Annotated in this window: 10 protein-coding genes; 7 read left to right on the top strand and 3 right to left on the bottom strand. The window is 71.9% G+C overall.

From position 1 onward, the window contains the following. Positions 1-98: 98 nt before the first annotated feature. The 4 genes from G569_RS0120755 to G569_RS0120740 are packed head-to-tail and all read left to right on the top strand — an operon-like array spanning position 99 to position 15,611. Positions 99-6,635, top strand: coding sequence for a PKD domain-containing protein (locus G569_RS0120755; protein ID WP_028064847.1), 6,537 nt, complete (start codon positions 99-101; stop codon positions 6,633-6,635). Continuing rightward, entirely contained in the window at positions 6,632-9,754 is a 3,123-nt protein-coding gene (locus G569_RS0120750) for a hypothetical protein (protein WP_028064846.1), read from the top strand. Before G569_RS0120755 ends, G569_RS0120750 begins: the two co-directional genes overlap by 4 nt. Beyond that, a complete protein-coding gene (locus tag G569_RS0120745) occupies positions 9,754-13,047 on the top strand; it encodes an Ig-like domain-containing protein (protein ID WP_028064845.1) in 3,294 nt (1,097 codons plus the stop codon). The genes G569_RS0120750 and G569_RS0120745 overlap by 1 nt, the downstream gene beginning before the upstream one ends. Then, complete coding sequence (locus tag G569_RS0120740; RefSeq protein WP_028064844.1) at positions 13,047-15,611, top strand: lipase/acyltransferase domain-containing protein; 2,565 nt, start codon at positions 13,047-13,049, stop codon at positions 15,609-15,611. Before G569_RS0120745 ends, G569_RS0120740 begins: the two co-directional genes overlap by 1 nt. On the opposite strand, the gene G569_RS0120735 is transcribed toward G569_RS0120740, so the two are convergent. Genes G569_RS0120735 through G569_RS0120725 form a run of 3 tightly spaced genes read right to left on the bottom strand, consistent with a single transcriptional unit; the run spans position 15,595 to position 18,544 of the window. Further along, the gene (locus G569_RS0120735) at positions 15,595-16,350 is read right to left on the bottom strand and encodes a hypothetical protein (protein ID WP_157592188.1); all 756 of its coding nucleotides are present in this window, start codon (positions 16,348-16,350) and stop codon (positions 15,595-15,597) included. The genes G569_RS0120740 and G569_RS0120735 overlap by 17 nt on opposite strands. Then, complete coding sequence (locus G569_RS0120730) at positions 16,347-17,921, bottom strand: OmpA family protein (protein ID WP_028064842.1); 1,575 nt, start codon at positions 17,919-17,921, stop codon at positions 16,347-16,349. The genes G569_RS0120735 and G569_RS0120730 overlap by 4 nt, the downstream gene beginning before the upstream one ends. 56 nt (positions 17,922-17,977) lie before the next feature. Continuing rightward, complete coding sequence (locus G569_RS0120725) at positions 17,978-18,544, bottom strand: hypothetical protein (RefSeq protein ID WP_028064841.1); 567 nt, start codon at positions 18,542-18,544, stop codon at positions 17,978-17,980. 25 nt (positions 18,545-18,569) lie between these two features. On the opposite strand from G569_RS0120725, the gene G569_RS0120720 reads away from it, so the two are divergent. The 3 genes from G569_RS0120720 to G569_RS0120710 are packed head-to-tail and all read left to right on the top strand — an operon-like array spanning position 18,570 to position 20,654. Next, positions 18,570-18,956 carry a nuclear transport factor 2 family protein gene (locus G569_RS0120720; RefSeq protein ID WP_169542208.1) on the top strand — a complete coding sequence of 129 codons (387 nt, stop codon included), beginning with the start codon at positions 18,570-18,572 and terminating at the stop codon, positions 18,954-18,956. 28 nt (positions 18,957-18,984) lie between these two features. Continuing rightward, entirely contained in the window at positions 18,985-19,497 is a 513-nt protein-coding gene (locus tag G569_RS50160; protein ID WP_037497977.1) for a helix-turn-helix domain-containing protein, read from the top strand. Then, positions 19,494-20,654 (top strand): pyridoxal phosphate-dependent aminotransferase, encoded by a 1,161-nt coding sequence (locus G569_RS0120710; protein WP_211233037.1) that lies wholly within the window; start codon positions 19,494-19,496, stop codon positions 20,652-20,654. The genes G569_RS50160 and G569_RS0120710 overlap by 4 nt, the downstream gene beginning before the upstream one ends. Positions 20,655-21,049: the final 395 nt, after the last annotated feature.

Here is a 21,049-nt window from a genome sequence, read left to right as displayed (position 1 = left end):
GCAACGTTCCTAAAGCCCGCGTCAAGGTTGGGTCAAGGGCGGCTCAGCAATCTGCCGCCTCGATGAATCAAGGACGACGCATCGAGCGCGCGGCCGCCATGGCCATAGCGCTCGCCGCGCTGCTCTGCGCGGCGCTATCCACTTCCGCGGCCAACGCCGCGCGAGGGCTCGAAGGCCGGATCGCCTTCGCCCCGAGCCAGACCACGATCAAGACCGTCGAGGGCGACGGGACGCGCGGCAAGGATGCCTACACGGGCGCGGCGCCGTCCGAGCCCGCGTATTCCCCGGACGGGCGCCGGCTGGCGTTCGCCGATCAGGGCATCAAGGTCATCAGCGACGGCGGCTCGCCGAAGACTGTTGCGGACGCCGGCACGCGCCCGGCGTTCAGCGCCGACGGCAAGACGATCGCGTTCGTCGCCCCCGAGGGGCTGTTCACGGTCCCGGCCGCCGGCGGGACCCGGGCGCGGATCGCGCTGCCCGCCGGGTACACCGCTCCGCGCGACCCCGCGTACTCGCCCGACGGGCGGCTGTTCGCGTTCTCGGCGCTCGACGCCTCAGGCGACCGCCGGATCTACATCAAGAACCTCGAGACGGACGCGATCACGCCGCTGACCACGAGCGGCGGCCGCCAGGAGCTGCCGGCGTTCTCGCCCGACAGCGCCGACGTCACGTACGTCGACACCCCGCTCGCCCCCGGCGGCGGCTTCGGCTTCCCGCGGCTCGCGGTCCGCCCGCTCTCGGGCGGCGCGCCGGACATCCTCTGGTCCAACCAGGTCGAGCCGGGTCGCGAGGTCAGCGGCCGCCCGGCCTACTCGCCCGCGGGCAACAAGATCGCTTTCACGGTCACCAAGCCGGGCGACCCCGCCTGCACAGGCGACCTCATGCTCGTCAACACCGACGGCGCCGCCAACCCGCGCTCGATCGGCTGCTCGACCGGCACGGTCGACTGGGGCGCGCGCCCTGCGACGGGCGTCAACAAGCTGATGTCGGCGCTCCCCGGGTCTTCGCGCGAGAGCGCGAGCGCCGCCAGCGATTCCGCGCAGATCAGCGCGGCCGGCCGCTACGCGGTCTTTACCTCCGACGCGACCAACCTCGTCGCCGGTACGACCGATGAGAACGAGGCGGGCGATGTCTTCGTCCGCGACCTCGCGGCCGGCAAGACGATCCTGAGCAGCACGTCAGAGTCGGCTTCGGTCACCGCCAACGGCGTGTCGGACCTGCCGCTGATCAACGCCAACGGCACCCACGTGGTGTTCCGCTCCACGGCGACGAACCTGACGCGGCTCACCGGAGCGGCCCGGAACGCGGTGTACGCGCAGGTCATCGGCGGCCGGTCCGCGGCGCTGATCTCGCGGCGTGCCGGCTCGACCACGGTGCCCGCCAACGGCGACAACCGCCCGGTCGCGATCAACGCCGCCGGCAACCGCGTGCTGTTCAGCTCGACCGGCACGAACCTGGTCGACCAGCAGGGCGAGTCCGACCAGGACGCCGACCTGTTCGCGTTCGACATCGCCGGCGGCGCCACGCACCTCGTCACCGCCAAGGCGGGCTCGGAGACCACGCCGGGCAACGGCGCCGCCGGCCGGGCGTTCATGAGCGAGGACGGCCGCTACGTCGCGTTCGAGTCGACCGCGACCGACCTCGTCGAGGGCTTCACCGACGCCAACGGCGACGCCCCCAGCATCTTCAAGCGCGACATCACGACCGGCACGACGACGCTCGTCGACGCCGGCACGGGCACGCCGCAGCTCACGGGCATCAGCGCCGACGGCCAGACCGTGCTCTACACCGACGGCGACGCGCTCTACGCGAACGCCACCCGCGTCACCGACAAGAAGACCACCGGGAGCAAGGCCGCAAGCGGCAAGGTCCTCTACTCGACCGCCGAGGACGGCCAGGTCTACGCCCGCGCCACGGACGGCACGACGACCCGGATCAGCAACGGCGTGCGGCCCGACCAGCCCGCCAACGGCCCGTCGACGCTGGTGGACGCCACCGACGACGGCGCGTACGTGCTCGTCTCGAGCACCGCGACCGACCTCACGTGGCCGCACAAGCACCACGACGACGCGCCCTCGCTATACCGGATCGAGACCGCCACGGGCGAGGCCGAGGCGCTGACCGCGCTGGGCGACGACACCGCCGACAAGGCCGCGACCGGCGGCACGATCGCCGCCGACGGCAAGGTCGTCACCTACACCTCGACCGCGAGGAACCTCATCGATGGCTTCATCGATGGCAACGGCGAGGCGACGGACGTCTACGCGTGGATGGAGCGCAGCGCTGCCGAGCGCGATCCGTTGCCGCCGACGATCACGGTCGTCACCCCGAAGGAGCAGCAGGTCTTCCGCCAGGACCAGGTCGTGTTCGCCGACTACTCGTGCGAGGACGAGGGCCCGTCCGGCATCGTCGCCTGCGACGGCACCGTCGCCGCCGGCCAACCGCTGGACACGAGCACCACCGGCGAGTTCGAGTTCAAGGTGACCGCGAAGGACGCAGCCGGGAACACGAGGAGCCGCGAGGTGAGCTACATCGTCGCCGCGGCCAACAAGAAGCTGTCCCTCGCGACGCGGACGGTCAACGGCAGCGGGAGCGCCAACGCGCACGCCGACAGCGTGTCGATGAGCTCCGACGGCCGCTACGTCGTGTTCCGCTCGGGCGCGACCGACCTGGTCAAGGACTTCATCAACGCCAACCAGGGCGACAGCGACGTGTACCGCCGCGACGTGGTGACCGGTAAGACGGAGCTCGTCAGCGTCGGCCTCCCGCGCGACGGCGACAACGGCCGCCCGCGCGGCGCCAACGACGGCGCGACGCTCGACTCCGCCACCCGCGCGATCAGCCCGGACGGCCGCTACGTCCTGTTCTCCTCCGACGCGACGAACCTGACCGAGCGCCAGAACTTCCCGGCCGGCACGCAGCTCTACCTGCGCGACATGCAGGAGGGCGTGACCAAGCTCGTCACCCACCGCCCCGACGGTCTCTCGTCGGGGGACGCCGACCCGTCCGGCTACGCGTTCTCGCGCGACGGCAAGACGGTGGTCTTCGCCGCGGCCGCGGCCGGGCTCGTCCCCGACGACACCAACGCCGCGAGCGACATCTTCACGTACGACCTCGCGACCGCCGCGCTGACGCTCGTCTCGGTCGAGAGCACCGGCAAGTTCCCCGCCGACCGCTACTCGAACAACCCGCTCATCTCCACCGACGGCCGTCGTGTCGTCTTCCAGTCGCGTGCACAGAACCTGCTGTCCAAGCGGATGGAGGACGACGGCCAGATCCATCTCTTCTGGCGCGATCTGCAGACCGGCACGACCAAGCTCGTCGACCGCAAGTGGGACAAGCCCCAGGAGGGCGGCCGCTGGTCGCCGCGCGGGGCGCGCCTGAGCGCCGACGGCGCGATCGTGCTCTTCGGCTCGGAGGCTCCGGAGATCGTCGAGGGCTATGCCGGCACCGCCCAGGGCGAGGAGCTCACGCAGCTCTACCTGCGCGACATGACGACCGACGGCCCGGCCACGCTGGTCACGACCGCGTTCGACAACCCCAAGAGCGGCACCGGCGGCGAGATCCAAGACGCTGACTTCTCCCGCGACGGCCGTACCGTGATCTGGTTCAGCCGCTCGCACCGCGTGATCGCGGACTTCGTCGACCACAACGACAACTTCGCGTGGGACGACGGCGGCGACCTCTACATCCGCACCCCGGACGCGCCGGTCAGGCTCGCGGCGCACGGCTTCGAGGGCCCGAACCACGGCCTGCGGTTCTCGCCGCGCGTGCGCTCGCTCGCCGACAACGGCCGCTGGGTCACGGTCTACATGCCCACCGAGGGCTGCGACAAGTGCCACATCGGCGAGGACGTCCAGCGCCTGGACCTCAAGCGCAACAAGTTCACCAACGTCGTGGCCGAGGCCAACGACTACATCGATGAGGTCGTCGCCTCCGACGACGGCCGCCGGGTCGCGGTGGTCACGGCCGCCGACAACCTGATCGACGGCTTCATCGACAACAGCTCCAACCAGGACGACGTCTTCACCTGGTACGACGCGCCGCCGGTCGCCAAGGCCGACGTGCGCATCACCGGCTCGCTCAAGCTCGAGTTCGACGGCTCCGACTCGGCCGACAGCGACGGCACCATCGACTACTTCACGTGGAAGTTCGGCGACGGCGACGCCACCGCCGACACCGAGAAGGCCTCGCACGTCTACCCGGACGAGGGGACCTACGACGTCACGCTGACGATCGAGGACGACGGCGGCAACGAGGTCGTGCACACGTTCCAGGTCGTCGCGATCAAGGGCATCCTCACGACCGGCCAGCGACCGCTGGACTTCCTCGGCGTCGACAAGCACCTGCGCTGCAGCGTCGTCCGCGACGGCCCGGTGCTGGCCGACGGCGGCGGCAACTGCGGCACGTTCGTGGCCGTCGACGGCAAGACCTACGGGCCGCCGGAGCTGCTCGACGGCATCGAGACCTACACGCCCGTCTCCCAGGACCTGACGACCGAGGGCGACGTGACCAAGCTCGTCACCGTCGTCGCGGTGGGCGAGACCGGGCTGAAGGTCCGCCAGACCGATCAGTACAAGGCGGGGAAGGACTGGTACCGCACCGACGTCGACGTCATCAACGACGGCGCGACGGCCATGACGGCGACGGTCTACCGCGGGGCTCGCTGCGAGATCGGCGACGGCGCGGGCCGCCGCTCGATCCACGATGCCGCCACGCAGATGGCCGGCTGCGACGGTGCGGGCCAGAGCGGGCGACTGCTCGCGGCCTGGCTGCCGCTGACCGCGGGCGCGAAGCGCGACGCGGGCGCGGCGGACTCCGTCTACGGTCGCATCAAGGCGGGCGCGGCGCCGGCTGACAGCTGCGCCTGCGGCTCCCAGCCGGACCCGGCGGCCGCGATCGGCTGGCCCGTCGAGGTCGCGGCCAAGGGCCACGCCAACCTGGCGTCGGTCGCCGCGTTCGGCCCGGACGGCTCGATCCCGGTCACGCTCGCCCTCAAGGCCGACAAGGACCAGGTCCAGCCCCTCGACGACAACGCCTACACCGTCACGCTGCGCAATCCGAACGCGGGCGAGCGGGCGATCACGGGGCTCGCGGTCGACAGCACGGGAGCGTGGGACGTCACGCCCGGCACGACCACCGGCCTGACCACGGCCGAGCCGACGGTCGCGGGGACGGTCGCGACGTGGAGCGCGCTGAAGATCGGCGGGCACGCGGGCGGGGAGCTGCGCTTCGGCGTCCAGCACCGCTCGGGGCAGCGCACGACGACGACGCTCGCGACGCCGAGCGGCGGCGAGTACGCGAACCTCGCCGCTGTCGGCATCGCCGATCTCCCGACCGCGGGCGCGACCGTCGTCGCGCGCTCGGACGGCTCGGCCAAGCCGAACACGGCGATCACGAGCGGCCCGTCCGGCGCCACGACGGACCGCAACCCGGCGTTCGGACTCGAGGCGTCCAAGGAGGACGTCCACTACGAGTGCCGCTTCGGCGACGACGCGTGGGCGCCGTGCGAGGGCAACCCGCACAGGCCCGGCCCGCTGGCCGACGGCCCGTACGTGCTCGAGGCGCGCGCGGTCGACGGCGTCGGCGCGGACGAGACGCCCGCGAAGCGCTCGTTCCTCGTCGACACCGCGGCGCCGGCGACGACACTCTCGAGCGCTCCGCACGGCACGATCTCCGACCCGCGGCCGAACTTCTTCTTCTCGGCCTCCGAGGCCGGGGCGAAGTTCCAGTGCCGCCTGGACGGCGCGGGCCGCGCGGGCGCCTGGTTCGCGTGCGAGAACCCGTACCGGCCGAGCGCGCTCGCCGACGGTGAGTGGACGTTCTCGGTGAAGGCGGTCGACGCCGCCGGCAACGAGGACGCGACGCCCGCCACGGCGACGTTCACGATCGACACCACGCCGCCGGTGACCGTGATCGACGGCATCACGGGCAAGGTGCTCGGGGCGAACCGGACGGGCTCCGCGGCCGCGGCCGGCGGCTCGGGCTCGACGGTGGCGCTCGGCGCCGACGGCGCGGCCGCGCTGAACGTGTCCTGCCCGGCCGACGGCCCAGCCTGTGAGGGCACGGTCGGTCTGGCGAGCGCGCCGGCGACGGCCTCGGCGTCGGCCGCGCGGGCCTCCGCGTCGCCGCGCGCCTCCGCGGCCCAGGCCCGCGGCTCGGTCCCCGCCAACGCGGTCACGCTCGCGCGGATCGCGTTCTCGGCCCAGCCCGGCCAGACCGTGGGGGTGCGGTTGCCGCTGAGCAAGACGGTGCGCAACACCGTCGAGCGGGTCGGCCGGATGGCGGTGTTCACGACGATCGACCTCGGCACGGGCTCCGTGACCCGCGGCTCGGACGTGGTGCTCACGCCGGACCCGCGGACGGTGCGCCTGCTCAACGCGGGCCGGACGGTGGCCGTCAAGGGCGGCTTCGTGAAGCTGCCGCTCGTCTGCCCGGCGACGGCCTGCAAGGGCTCCGTGAAGATCGGCGCGCACGACCGCGCGACGTTCACGATCAAGCGCCGCGGCACCGTGCGCGTGCGCATCTCGTCCAAGACCAAGCGCGGCAAGGAACTGACCGTGCTGCTCAACACCCGCTCGGCACCGTCGAAGCGGTTGACGCTGACCCTGAGGGCACAGGAGGCCCGTCGATGACCCGCATCCTCGCGTTGCTCGCGAGCCTGTTCGTCCTCGTCCCCGCCGCTTCGGCGGCGGCGGCCGAGGTCCACATCACCTCCGGCCCGGAGGGCGCCACGCGCATGGACGCGCCGACCTTCGAGTTCACCGCCTCCGACGCCACGGAGTGCCGGCTCGACAACGGCCCGTGGACGCCGTGCACGGACTCCTACAAGACGGCCGTGCTGGCGGACGGCGGCCACCTGTTCGTCGTCCGCACCACGGACCGCGCGGCCAACGACATCCGCTCGTTCCGCGTCGACACGACGGTGCCGGAGGTCTCGATCGACGGCGCCGACGACCAGACCGTCGACGACATCCGCGCCACGGTGAGCTTCGGCTCGCCGGAGGGCGGCGTCGAGTTCTCGTGCGCGATCGACAGCGATGCGGCGGTGCCCTGCACGACGCCGTGGACGACGCCGGTGCTGACCAACGGCCAGCGCTCGATCCGCGTGATCGCCACCGACGAGGCGGGCAACGCGGGCGTGGCGACGAAGCTGGTGAAGATCGCCGCTTCGCCGCCGGAGACGGTCCTGGACGGGCCGCGCGGCTCGGTCCGCGACCGCGAGCTGCACTACGGCGTCTCGGCGGACCGCGCCGGCTCGACCTTCGAGTGCAAGGTCGACGACGGCGCGTGGGCCAAGTGCGACGCGGCCTTCAATCCGCCCGCGTTCGCGCCGGGCGCGCACACGGTGCTGGCGCGCGCGACGGACGAGGCGGGCAACGTCGACCCGACGCCCGCGGGCGCCGACGTCGAGGTCTCCAACTGCGAGACCAAGGTGACGATCGGCGTGCTCGAGGCCGTCGCGGAGTGCTTCACCCGCAACGCCGACGGCAACCTGGAGGCCGACGGGTCGGTCAAGGTCAACGGGATCACGTTCAACGCGATCGGCGGCCACAAGCTGGTCTTCGACACGAAGAACAAGAAGATCGCGCTCGGCGACGTGCACCTGAAGCTCGGCTCGATGACGCTCTACAAGGGCGACCTCGGGTACGCGGTGCCGGACGGCGATCGCGTCACGCTCGCGAAGTTCGACATGAAGTCGCACACGCGGACGGACGTGCAGTCCAAGGACTCCGAGTCCGCGCTGGATCTCGAGGGCGACGACAACGCCAACGTCCAGGGCTTCCAGCTCGCGGGCGAGGCCAAGCTCGAGCTGATCAAGGGCGGCAAGGCGCTGCTGAGCGGCAACGTGAACCTGCCGAAGGTCTTCACCGACGCCGAGGGCAACGGGTTGAGCGGCGCGGTGCAGATCGAGTCCGACAACGAGAAGGGCGTGCATCTGAGCGGCATCCAGATCAAGGCGCCGCTGGTGTGGATCGGCAAGGTCGAGGTGCACAACTTCTTCGTCAACTTCGTGGGTGAGAAGAGCGGCGAGGCCAAGGGCACCTGCAACGCGGAGTCGCCCGGCCTGCGCTGGGAGGGCGGCGCCGAGAAGGTCGTCCTGCCGACCCCGGACAAGCTGACGGTCGAGAGCGTCGGCCTGGGCTTCGCCGACGGCGAGTTCAACTACGCGAAGGGGACGTTGCAGGGCGGCTCGCCGGGCCTCTCGATCGGCGCCGGCATCCGCGTGCAGAAGATCGCCATCTCGGTCTGCGCGGGCCCGCCCGTCACGGTCGAGGGCCGGATCGCGCTGACCGCGGCCGACGGCAAGCTGACGGTCCCGGACGGCGGCCTGCTGTTCAAGGGCGGCGACCCGTGGTCGCTGCGCGCCGAGGCGCCGTCGGCGGTCTTCAAGGCCGACCGCGACTACACGTTCAAGGACGTCTTCGTGCAATACGCGTCCTCGGGCGCGATCGACTTCGGCGCGCGGGTGAACTTCTCGCTCGGCCTGAAGGGCTCGGTGCCGATCGGCACGCTCGACGCGTCGCTGGCGATCGACGCCGGCGTCAAGGGCTGGATCGAAGGCGGCAGGTTCAACGCCGACATCGACGCCACCGGCTGCTTCAACGGCAAGTTCACGGTCGGCGACGCGATCCCGGTGAACATCCCGAAGGACCTCTGCCCGAAGATCACGGGCGTCGTCTCGTCGACCGGCATCGCGCTGTGCGGCGAGCTCAAGGTGGGCGACAAGAACGTCGGCGGCGTCGGCGCGGGCTATGCCTGGGGCGGCGCGCTGAAGTTCATGGCCGGGACGTGCGACGTCGGCACCTGGCGCGCCGTGCGGGCGGGTGCGAGCGCGGCCTCGCCGGGTGCGCGGCGCGTGACGCTGCCCGGCGGGCAGCGCGGCGTGCTCGTCGCGGTGCGGGGCATCGGCCGCGCGCCGGTCGTGACCCTGCGCGGGCCGGGCGGCGTGACCGTTCGCACGCCCGCCGACGTCGACGGCATGGTGTCGACCCGCCGCGCGGTGGCCTTCGCCAACCGCGGCGAGAAGACCACGTACGTCGTGCTGGCGACGCCGCGGGGCGGCCGCTGGACGGTCGAGCCGGCTTCCGGCTCGCAGATCGCCGAGGTCAAGGCCGCGAGCATGCGGCCGGCCGCCAAGGTGACCGCGTCCCTGCGCGGCAACTCGCTGCGCTACCGCATCCCGCGCGTCAAGGGCCAGACGGTGACCTTCGAGGAGCGCGGCCGCGGCGTCGCGCACGCCCTCGGCACGGTCCGGACGGGCGGTCGCGGCACGCTGCGCTTCACCCCGGCCGACGGCGCCGGCGGCACCCGCAGGATCGTCGCCACGGTCCTGCAGGACGGCCTCCCGCGCAAGCGCATGACGGTCGCGACCTTCAAGGCGCCCGCGAGGGCGAAGCCGGGCCAGCCCGGCGCGGTGAAGGTTGCCGTGGGCGCGGGCGGCAAGACGCGCGCCAGCGCGTCCGCGGCCGGCGCGGCGCGGGGCGCCGCCGCGACCGCGGCCGCCGCGTCTTCGCGCGGCCTCACGATCACGTGGAAGCCCGCCAAGGGCGCGTCTCGCTACGGCGTGCGGGTCGTCCTGCCGGACGGGCGCAAGCTGTTCTTCCTGCGCGGCGCGGATGACCGTTCCGTGCGCATCGACGACGTGCCGGCCGACGGCCGCGCGATCGTCCGGGTGGTGGGGCTGCGTGCCGACAACGGCACCGGGCCGGCCGCCACGTCCAACACGAGCCTCTCTGGAGGGACCCGCTGATGCAAGGACGCATCCGCCGCCTGGTCGCGACGACCGCCGCGGCCCTGATGCTCGTCGGGACGGGCACCGCGCTCGCCGACGGCACCGCGGTCACCGGCGGGCCGTCGGGCACGACGACCGACGCGACCCCGACGTTCACGTTCACCGGCGAGCCCGGCGCGCGCTTCGACTGCTCGATCGTGCCCGCCGGCCAGCCCGCGGCGTTCAAGCCGTGCAGCTCGCCGATGACCGCGCAGCTCACCGACGGCGACTACGTCTTCACCGTCCGCGCCACCGACCCGGCCGGCAACGTGGAGACCAACCCGCCGAGCCGCGCGTTCACGGTCGACACGAGCGCGATCGACACCGCGATCGACGCGGGTCCCGAGGGCCTGACCAACGACGCGACGCCGAGCTTCACCTTCAGCACGGCGACCTCCGGCGCGACCTTCGAGTGCCAGATCGACGGCGCCGGATCGAGCGTCCCGACGTACACGGGCTGCTCGACGCCGTTCACCGCGCCGAAGCTGGTCTCTGGCGCCTACACCCTCAAGGTCCGCGCCAAGAGCCCGGACGGCAAGACCGACTCGACGCCCGCGACGCGCGCCTTCACGCTCGACGCCGACAAGCCGGAGACGACCTTCGCCGAAGGGCCCGAAGAGGGCTCGAAGGTCACGATCCGCACCCCGACGGTCACCGCCGCGTCCAACGAGCCGGGCGCGACGTTCGAGTGCCGCCTGGACAACGTCACCAAGGAGAAGGTCGACACGGTTCCGTGGGCCCCGTGCGACGCCAGCTGGAAGCTCCCGCAGCTCGACGGCGGCAAGCACACGGTCGAGATGCGCGCGACCGACCAAGCCGGCAACACCGACGACTCGCCCGCCAAGCGCACGTTCACCGTCCTGGTCTGCGACACCGAGGTGCGCTTCGGCGTCGTCGAGGCGCTCGGCAAGTGCCTGGCCAACACGGGCACGTCCGCGGCGCCGGTCTGGGAGTCGACGCAGCCGATCAAGCTCAACGGCCTGACGCTGCCGGTCGTCGAGGGCACCAAGCTCGTCCTCACGGGCCCGACGCCGGACAAGCCGGGCGGCTCGCTGGCGATCACGAACATCAAGATCGAGATCGCCGGCATCAAGCTCTACGACGGCGGCTTCGAGTGGGCGCTGCCCGAGGGCGGAGCCGGCGACGAGAAGGAGTTCAAGAAGATCGACCTCTCGGGTGCCGGCCAGAAGCTGTTCGGCATGAAGGTCGAGGGCTACGCGGCCCTGCGCCTGCGCCGCCCGCAGAACGAGGGCGGGGCGTACAAGACGGTCTTCGCGCTGCACGTCGCGCTGCCGGAGGTCTTCAAGGCGGGCCCGAACGCGGGCGCCGGCGGCGTCACCGGCGACGTCTCGATCAACATCGACTCCGAGGGCGTCCATCTCGACGGCCTCAAGATCCTCGTCACCAACGCCTACATCGGCAAGCTCGGCGTCAAGTCGGTCTGCCTGTCGTTCGCCGCGGCCGGCTCCAGCGCCGTCGCGCCCTGCACGGCCCCGAGCATCGGCGGCGGCAAGCCGCAGCCATACATCGAGTGCCGCTCGGACAACCAGGAGGACCGCTGGGACGGCGCCATCGCGATCGTCCTGCCGACCGAGGCCAAGACCGAGCTCGGCCTGTGGGGCGGCCTGCGCGGCGGGCGCCTCAGCCACGCCGGCGCCTACGTCGACAATCTCGGCACGGCGGTGCCGCTCGCTCCCGGCGTCTTCCTGCAGAGCGTGCGCCTCGGCGTCTGCCTCGAGCCGCCGCCCTTCCAGATCAAGGGCGGGGCGGGGATCTCGATCGGGCCGGCGGTCAACGGCGTCTCGCTCGTGCGCCTCGACGGCGACATGCACTACTCCGACGCCTACGGCGACCAGCCCTGGTTCATCCGCGCCGACGGCCGCCTGCGGCTGTTCGACAAGCAGGTCGCGTCCGCGTACTTCCAGTACTGGGGCACGGGCATGATCGACTTCGGCTTCGAGGCCGGGATCGACTTCGGGCCCGCGAACATCAGCGGCAACGTCGACGGCTGGATCCAGACCAAGTCGCCCTCGACCTTCAACGTCCAGGGCCACGTCGAGGTCTGCGTCGACAGCGTCGCGTGCGCCGAGGGCGACGCGGTGTTCTCGACGATCGGCGCCGCGGGTTGCATCAGCGTCTCGATCGTGCGGGTCCCGATGCTGGTCAAGAACGACAACTGGAAGTGGTACGCGCCCTGGCGCATGCACATCGAGATGGTCCCGATCAAGGTCAAGGGCGGCGCGGGCTACACGTGGTCCAAGAAGGACCTGGACCTGATGCTCGCCTCGTGCTCGATCGGCAAGTGGGTCCTCGCGCGCCCGTCGCAGGCCGGCGGGACCTACCTGATCCCGGTCCCCGCGGACATGCCCGCGTTCACCGTGCGGATGCACGGCAAGGACGCGCCGCCGATGGTCGACCTGGTCGGCCCCGACGGCCGTCGCATCGTCATGGACAACTACGAGGGCGGCGGCTTCGTCAAGGGCTCGCACCTGATCGCCACCAACCCGGACGACAACACGACCTCGATCATGGTCACCAACCCGGCCGCGGGTGAGTGGAAGATCGAGCCGCACGCCGGCTCGAGCGCGATCACCGAGGTCGACCGCGCCTACGCCGAGCCGGAGCCCACGATGGGCGCGGGCGTCGGCGGCACCGGGTACAAGCGCACGCTCGGCTACGCCTACGGCGTCAACCCGGGCCAGAAGATCACGTTCGTCGAGCGCGGCGAGCGCACCACGCAGGTCCTCGGCGTCGCCAAGCCCGGCCACTGCAAGGCGCAGCCGGGCGGCATCGAGGCCGACATCCAGATGGCCTGCGGCCAGCTGAAGTTCACCCCGGGCCACGGCCCGGCCGGCCAGCGGCAGATCGTCGCCGTGATCGAGCAGGACGGCCGTCCGCGCGACGAGAAGATCGTCGCCACCTACACGGCGCCGAAGGACCGGCTCCCGGGCCGCCCGCGGCTCCTGCGCGGCCGCCGCTCGGGCAGCAACGTGCTGTTCCGCTTCCAGGCCGTGCCCGGCGCGACCGGCTACACCGCGTCGGTCACGACGTCCGACGGGCGCAAGCTGTCCTTCGCGCCCGCCAACGCCTCAAAGACCATCAAGGTCGCCGGCGTCGGCCGTGACACCACCGTCCGCATCGCGCTCCGCGCGCTGCGGGTCGACGGCGCCGTCGGCCAGGCGTCGCGCCTGAAGGTCAAGGCCACGCGCAAGGCCAACGTGGCCCCGCGCAAGGCGAAGCCGATCAAGATCAAGAAGGGGGGCCGCTCGTGATGCGCCTGCTCATCGCCGTCCTGGCGGCACTCGCCATCGTCCCGTCCGTCGCTCAGGCGGACCGCACGGACGACTTCAACAAGCCGGTCCTGTTCGTCCCCGGCCCGGAGCAGGCGGACCCGAGCTGCTCGCCGTTCGACGACATGACGATGCACTTCAACGAGTACACGACGACGGTCGGCGGCCAGAAGGTGGGCTTCACCGGGCAGCTGATCGGCCTTGGGCTCTACGCGGGCTCCGACGGCTGCAGCGAGCTCGTCGGGGCGGCGCGGGGCGACTCGATCGCGCAGCTCGGCGCCAAGCTCGCCGCCTGGATCAACCAGGCGTACACGTCGCAGAAGCAGCCGGTCGACATCGTCGCCTACGGCGGCGGCGGGCTCGTCGTGCGCTCGGCGCTGGCGCAGCAGCCGAAGCTCATGGTGGAGGACGTCGTCGCGCTGGGGTCGCCCAACGGGGGCTCCGCGGCGCTGGCCGCGGCATGCGGCAGCCGGGCGGTCTGCGCGGAGCTGGCGCCTGGCAGCGACACGGTGAAGGGCCTGGCCCGCAACCCCCAGGGCGCGGGCGGCACCGACTGGTCCGCGATCGGCTCGGAGGCGGACACGCTGGTGCCCGCCGACTCCGCGGTCGCGATGGACGCCGAGCACAAGACGATCTACCGCGCCGGCGGGCCGTCGCACGACGGCCTGCTGACCGACAGCTCCGACAACCAGGACGCGAAGATCCGCTACTCGCACGGCGCGGGCAAGTGGGTCGACTGGAACCAGGCGCCCCACGCCGTCGAGCGCGCTGCCGAGGACATGATCTTCGGCGGTGGGGCGAGCGCCGAGGTGTGCGGCCTGCAGGCGACCCAGCCCGAACTGTGCGGGCAGACGCCGGTGATCCTCGTGCCCGGCTTCGGCGCGTCGCAGATCGACTGCACGAGCCAGTTCGGGACCGGGAACATGTGGCCGCAGGCGCTCTTCAACAGCGACCGCTGGATCCAGATGTCGCTGGCCGACGACGGCAAGTCGCCGGCCGGGACGAGCGAGTGCGCGCGGACCGCCGGGCCGAACGGCCACGTGATCCAGAACATCGCGGGCTTCAAGGACTGGGCGAACATCCACGGCAAGTCCTGGGCCTGGCTGCAGCGGATCGCGCCCGGGCGCGCCTACGAGTTCGGCTGGGACTTCCGCAAGGGCCCGGATCAGTCGATCGCAGTGCTGGATCGCTTCATCGACGCGGTCAGGGCGCGGCACGGCGTGCAGCGCGTGGCGATCGTCTCCCACTCCTACGGCGGGCTGCTGACACGCTGGTACATCGACGACCCGCAGCGGGCGCGCAAGATCACGCGCGTGGCGAACTTCGGGTCCCCGTGGTGGGGCGCGCCGAAGGCGTGGTTCGCGCTGGCCTACGGCTACGAGTCCCCGGCGGGCGGCCCGATCGACAGCACCACCAAGCCCGAGATCTTCGGCGCGTTCACGCACAACCTGACGGGGCTCTATTACCTGATCCCGCCGAAGGCCTGGTTCGACGGCGCGCCGCCCGTGCTGCGCAACTGGCTCGAGGTCGACGACAAGCCCGTCAAGAGCGTGACCGAGGTCGTCGACGCGATCCGCGCCTTCAAGGGCAACGCGAAGATCGCCGCTGACGTGGCGGGCAATCACGAGCAGCACATCGACGGCTTCAGTCGCAAGAACGGGGTCGACTGGCGCACGTTCATCGGCTCGGGGCTCGGCACGCTCGGTCACGTCCGCGCCTACTCGGACAGCAAGGCCGTGCAGTACTCGTGGATCAACGGGGACGGCACCGTCCCGCTGTTCTCCCAGCGCCAGTCGGCCAAGGCCGGCGACGACCAGCTGGGCGACGACGTCCCGACGTACAACTTCTGCGGGATCCCGCACATGGGCGAGATGGAGGACGCCAAGCTCCAGGACGCGGTCACGCCCTTCGTCGCCACCGGCGCCGACCCGGTCGTCGACGGCGACACGCTCAAGCGCCAGCCGTGCTCGATCGCCGCGAGCGAGTTCGTCAAGACCGGCAAGGAGGACGAGCGTTCGCTGTGGCTGTCGAAGATCGCGAGCGCGGGCGCCGCGAGCGTGAAGGCGCACGCCGCGCAGGCTCCGGCGCGCATGACGGTCGACGAGGCCGAGCGTGCGGGCCTGATCGAGGTCATGCACGACGCCGGCCGCCTGACGTTCATCACCAACCAGCCCGTCGTCGTGCACAGCGAAGGTGAAGGCAGCCTGCAGGTCACGCCGATCACCGGCGAGGGCAAGCGGGGCGAGGCGCGCGTCTACGACGGCCCGGTCGAGGTCACCGCCGACGGGGCGAAGGCCACCGCGCCCGTCGCGGGCCGCGCGGCGGACCGCAAGGCGCCGCGGACCGTGGCGAAGTACCGGCGAGGCCGGCTGACGCTGAAGGCCAGCGACGCCTCCGGTGTGGCGGTGACGATGGTCAAGGTCGGGCGCGCGAAGACCAAGTCGTACAAGCGCGCATTGAAGGTTCGTCGGGGGACGAAGGTCCGCTACTGGTCGATCGACACGTTCGGAAACGTGGAGACCGTGCGGATCAGCAAAGCCGGCTAGGCAGCTTCGCCCAGTCGGTGTGCGCCAAGGCGGCGCGGATCGCGTTCACGCGGTCCGCGCCGACCTGCTTCTCGGTCTCCTGCCCGTTCGCGCGGTCGACGCGGCGGCCGTCGGCGTAGATCTCGAGCAGCTCCTCGCCGAAGTCCACCGAGACCAGCGGCGTGCCCTCCGGCGGGTCGTCGGCGGCGGGGCGCGCGGCGCTCGCGTCGGGCATGAACAGCGCGTCGCGCAGCGCGCTCAGCGCCTGCACCTCGCCGATGTCGCAGCGCGCCTCGAGCGTCACGACCTCGCCCTTGCTCCACAGCCGCCAGGTGCTCGGCAACGCGGGAACCTTGCGCAGCTCGGCGATCTTGTCGAGCAGCTCGGCGAGCTGCGGCGCGGCCTTCGGCCACTCGTCGACCTTCACGGTGCGCCCCTTGAGCACGAACGTCGCCGTGGCGGCGTCGGGCGGACGGTCGCCGGTGATGTGGTCGGGGACGTCGAGGGCGTCGATCGCCTTCTCGATCTCGGCGACCTGCTCCTGCGTGAACGGGTCGTACGCGGTCCATTCGGGATCGTCGTCGTCGCGCAGCTCGTAGCGGCCGTCCATGTAGACGCGGCCGCCGTAGTGGTGCAGGTGGTTGCCCGCCTCGTAGGAGAGCAGCAGGTCGGTGCCTTTGCCGTTGGTCTCGGTCACGGGTCGCTCCTCAGCACCGCAGGCCATCGCCACGAACGCGAGCAGGACGCATAGGAGCCTCACACGACGACAGGATCGCCCTCTTTGGCGGGCACCGGGGTCTCGCCCGCCGGCTCGCCCGCGCCGGTACCGGGCGCGGCGGCGCCGGGGAGCGCCTCGTTCTTGCCGGTCGCCGGGCCGAGCGCCCACGGGCTCTGCTTGGTGATCTGGGTCAAGGCGGCGTGGAAGGTCGCGTAGTGCTGCGGGCGGACGACGTTGCCGACCGACATGATCGAGTCCGTGGGCTCGCAGACCGCGCCCGCGAGCGGGTGGCCGCCCGCGTCGACCATGTTCTTGACGAGGTTGTCGTGGGTGGCGTCGTCGCCCATCTGCGGCGTGCCCGTGTCGCGGCCGAGCCCGGAGCTGACGAGCGGCGTGTTCGCGTACTCGTCGCCGAGGCCGAACGCGTGGCCGAACTCGTGCTGGAGCGTGTTCTGGTTCCCGCCCGAGCCGATCACGATGTCGACGCGCCGGTCGTTCTCGTTCTCGCCGCCGGTGGCGGTGGTGTCGCCCACGCCGGAGCCGGACACGCGCTTCTCGACGTTGACGAAGCCCTTGGCCTTCATGAAGGCCTCGACGGCGGCGGCACGCTGCTCGGAGAGCTCCTGGTTATGGGCCGGGTCGCCGGTCGCGGAGGCGCGGCCGGTCAGCACGACCGGGGTCTGGATGCTGCGCGCGTCGGCGACGCCGGGGCTCGTCTCGGCGCCCTTGAAGGTCTTGACGACGTTCTCGAGCTTGGTCGCCTGGTCGCCGACGATCGCCGACGAGTTGACCGCGAACGTCACCTTGTGATTGAGGAAGCTGCCCTCGGCCCCGATGTTGCTCGTGACGTTCATGACCTGGTCGCGCGCGTTGGTCGCCTGCCCCGGTTCGACGTTGGCGCCGAGGCTGACGTCCGGCGGGACCTTGACCGGCTTGATCAGCAAGTGCTGGTCGGTCATGTCCTCCTTGTCCTTGATCTGGATGTCGACCTTGACGTTGGCGCCGAGCCAGCTCCAGCCCTTCTTGCGCAGGAAGAACTGATGGTTGCCGCTCCAGAACGGCTCGATCGTGGTCTCGACGCCGCTCATGAAGTTCGTCTTGTCGATCGCGGTCTTGGCCTCGGGCCAACGGAACAGCGCGAGCCGCTCCTGGCGCTGCGCCTCGGTCGGCAGCTTCTTGATCTTCTCGAGCTGTTTCTCGAGGCCCTTGGCGGCCTTGCCGTCCTTGTCGATGCCGTCCACCCACTGCACGGCGCAGCGCATCGTGATCGTCAGCTCGTCCTTGCTCGGGTCATACGAGGCGTCGAAGCCGCCGGGCGCGTTGTTGAGGCCGGCGCCGCCGACCCCGGGCGTGAGGTCCTTCTCCGCGAACGGGCCCTTCGCCGCCCAGTCCTCGGCCTCCTTGATCTCGGCGGCGGAGGGCAGATCGTCGCGGGCGAGCGTGCGACCTTCGGCCTGTGCCCAGCGCGCGACCATGCGGCCGAACTGCGCATTGCCGACCTTGCGCTGCAGCGCGAGCAGGCGCTGCGGAACGTCGAGGGCGGGGGCTGCGGCCTGTGCTGCGGGCGCCGCGGTCTCGGCGACGCTCTCAGCCGCTTCATGCTCACGGCTCATCCTCGGCCGACCTTAACGGACCGGGGTGCCGTGCGATAGGGGGTTTCGGGAAGCCGTTAGTGCGGGTGGTCGCCGCCGGTCGACGCGGGCGGGCGCGACTCCTCGGCCAGCGACGTGATCGTCAGCTCGCCGCGGGCGGCCTCCTCGAGCACGCCCGTGGCCTCCTCGCTGGACCGCGCGTAGAGCTCGACCAGCAGATGGACGACGATCTGCTCCTCCTCGTGCTTGTGGAAGCGCACGTGGGTGAAGAACTCGCGCGTGCCGTGGTCGCCGAAGGCGGCGTAGGCCAGGGCGTCCGCGGCCTCGGGGCCGGAGCAGGTCTCGACCGACTCGGCGTCGACGGTCACCGTGCAGGACGCGACCCACGGCGTTCCAACGACCATCCGCTCCCACCGGTCCTCGACGGGTTCGATGCGGTCGTTGTGGAAGATCAGGTGCGGCTGATCGTGCATGCAGTCCAGGCACTGGACGACGGCCTCCTGCAGCTCGTCCACGACATCGGCGCGCTTGCCGGTCACGGGATCGATGCGGTGGATGCCCTCGTAGTGGACCTGGACCTCGAGGTCCTGGGACCAGCAGCGATAGCAACGCAGCCAGGAACGGATCGGTCCTGCAGTCGACATGGCGAGCCATTCTATGCTCCGCCCCGTGCGCCGCCCGATCGTCGCTGTTTTGGCCGTTTCCGGCGTCTTGAGCGGCTGCGGCGACGGACCGTCCGACACCCAGCGCGTGCACGACGTCGTCGAGGCCTTCGGGCAGGCCTCCGCGGCCAAGGACTATCAGCGGCTCTGCGACGACCTGCTGGCGCCGAAGCTCGTCTCAGAGGTCGAGTCCACGGGGCTCCCGTGCGAGCTCGCCCTCAAGCAGGGGCTCGGCGACGTGTCCTCGCCGAAGCTGACGATCGGGACCATCCGCGTCAACGGCGACGCCGCCACCGCCGACGTCCAGTCCTCCGCGGAGGGCGAGGAGCCGTCGCGGGACACGCTGCAGCTGGTGCGCGTGAACGACTCCTGGCGCATTGCTTCTTTGAAGTAGCAGTTTCTGCTGTTTATGATGCGCAGTCATGCGGCTGGCTGCGTTGCGTGGAGACATGTCGGTGCTCGAGCTGTCGCGGCGCTCGGGCGTGACGCGGAACACGATCGCGGCGCTCGAGCGCGGCGAGGGGAACCCGACGCTCGAGACCTTGTACGCGCTCGCGGACGCGCTCGGCGTCCCGCTCGCCGAGTTGCTCGTCGCTCCGGCGCCGCCGGTGTCGGTGGTGCGGGCGGGCGCCGGCGCGCACGTGTCGGGCGAGGCGCTCTCGGCCGAACTGCTCGAGCGGATCGACCGGCCGGGCTGGCTGGGGGAGCTCTACGCGATCCGCGTCCACGGGCGGCGCGAGGCGCAACCGCACCCGTTCGGGGTCGAGGAGCGGCTGCACGTGGTGAGCGGGCGGCTTCTGGCCGGGCCGCTCGACGCGCCCGTCTCGCTCGGGCCGGGCGACTACGCGACGTACTCCGGCGCGGTCCCACACGTCTACGACGGCGAGGCCGCCGGAACCCTGTTGATCCTGACGCCCGGAAGGGGTGTGCGATGAAACGCGCGGCACGGATGGAGGGCATCGCCGGCTTCGGCATCGACCGGGTGGCGGCTGCGGTCCTCGACGCCGACGTCCTGCGGTTGGAGAACCTCGACACCGATTTGGGATTGCCGCCAGAAGCGGTGTCGGTGACGCGTTCGGCGTTGGAGGACCCGGTCTCGAACTCGTGGCTGCCGTTCACCGGCGACCTCGGGCTGCGCGACGCGATCTCCTCGCACGTCGCCCTGCGGCACGGCCGCGTCTATGACCCGGTGTCTGAGATCGTGGTGACGTGCGGCGGGACCGAGGGCGTGCTCGACGTGCTCCTCGCGACGGTCGACCCGGGCGACGAGGTCCTGATGACCGACCCGATCTATGCCGGCCTGGTCAACCGCGTGCGGCTCGCCGGCGGCGTGCCCACCTTCGCGCCGCTCTCGGTGGTCGACGGCGAGTGGCGGCTCGACCGTGTGGGGTTGGCCGCGGCCGTGACCGATCGCACCGTCGCGCTGCTGCTGATGAGCCCGTCGATGCCGTCCGGCTGCGTGCTCGACGCCGACGATTGGACCTTTGTCGCGTCGCTTTGTCAGCGTCATGACCTGTTTCTGGTCTACGACGCGGCAATGGAGGCGCTGCTCTTCGACGGCCGCGCGCCGGCCGGCCCGCTCGACGTCCCCGGGATGGACGAGCGCACGGTGCTGGTGGGCTCGATGTCGAAGGCGTACCGGATGATCGGCTGGCGCGTGGGCTGGATCGCGGGGCCGGCCTCCGTGGTCGGCGACGCCGGCTGGGTCCACACGTACAACACCACCGGCAACGTCTCCGTGGCGCGGCGGGCCGCCGAGGCGGTGCTGCGCGGGCCGCAGGGCCACGTGGGTGAGGCGGTGGCCGAGCTCGAGCGCCGCCGCGACGCGATCCTCGCCGCGCTGCCCGGCTGGCCGTTGGTGCGCCCCGCGGGCGGCTGGTCGCTGCTGCTCGACGTCGCCGCCCTCGGCGCCGACCCGGCGACGGCCTCGGCGGCGATGCTCGAGGCGGGCGTCGCCGCGACCGGCATGACCGGCTGGGGCGCCGAAGTCGCCGCCCGCTACGTGCGCTTCGTCTTCAGCGCCGAGCCGGTCGAGCGCCTGGCCACCCTCGGCGAGCGGCTCGCGCGCACGCCGCTCGCCGCGGCGCTCTGACGCCGCGCCGGCGCGCCCCGCGCGGGTCCGCGCCCCCCCGCGCGCCCGCGCCGCGCCACGCCGCTCGCCCCGCTCCGCGCGCCCGCGCCGCTCGGCGGGGCCGCGCCGCTCGGCGGGGCCGCGCCGCTCCGCGCGCCCGCGCCGCTCCGCGGGGCCGCGCCGCTCCGCGCGCCCGCGCCGCTCCGCGCGCCCGCGCCGCTCCGCGGGGCCGCGCCGCGGCGCTCTCCCCGCGGCCCCCCGCCGCTCGCCCCGCGCCGCCGGGTAGCCTGGCCGGCATGTCCGAGCTCACGCCGAACGGTCTCTACGCGGCCGAGCATCGCGCGTACCGCGAGCTCCACGCCACGACGCGGCAGCTTCAGAGCCATTGGGGGAAGCTCGCGCGGCGGCTCGATGAC

It is taken from the genome of Solirubrobacter soli DSM 22325, assembly GCF_000423665.1.
Lineage (GTDB): Bacteria > Actinomycetota > Thermoleophilia > Solirubrobacterales > Solirubrobacteraceae > Solirubrobacter > Solirubrobacter soli.
The sequence above is the reverse complement of the archived record's forward strand: the minus strand, read 5'-3'. Positions and strand labels throughout refer to the sequence as shown.

Excerpts from the sequence above, each read along its gene's own strand:
- G569_RS0120755 (WP_028064847.1), top strand. The coding sequence starts at position 99 with ATGGCCATAGCGCTCGCCGCGCTGCTCTGCGCGGCGCTATCCACTTCC.
- G569_RS0120750 (WP_028064846.1), top strand. The coding sequence starts at position 6,632 with ATGACCCGCATCCTCGCGTTGCTCGCGAGCCTGTTCGTCCTCGTCCCC.
- G569_RS0120745 (WP_028064845.1), top strand. The coding sequence starts at position 9,754 with ATGCAAGGACGCATCCGCCGCCTGGTCGCGACGACCGCCGCGGCCCTG.
- G569_RS0120740 (WP_028064844.1), top strand. The coding sequence starts at position 13,047 with ATGCGCCTGCTCATCGCCGTCCTGGCGGCACTCGCCATCGTCCCGTCC.
- G569_RS0120730 (WP_028064842.1), bottom strand. The coding sequence starts at position 17,921 with ATGAGCCGTGAGCATGAAGCGGCTGAGAGCGTCGCCGAGACCGCGGCG.
- G569_RS0120725 (WP_028064841.1), bottom strand. The coding sequence starts at position 18,544 with ATGTCGACTGCAGGACCGATCCGTTCCTGGCTGCGTTGCTATCGCTGC.
- G569_RS50160 (WP_037497977.1), top strand. The coding sequence starts at position 18,985 with ATGCGGCTGGCTGCGTTGCGTGGAGACATGTCGGTGCTCGAGCTGTCG.
- G569_RS0120710 (WP_211233037.1), top strand. The coding sequence starts at position 19,494 with ATGAAACGCGCGGCACGGATGGAGGGCATCGCCGGCTTCGGCATCGAC.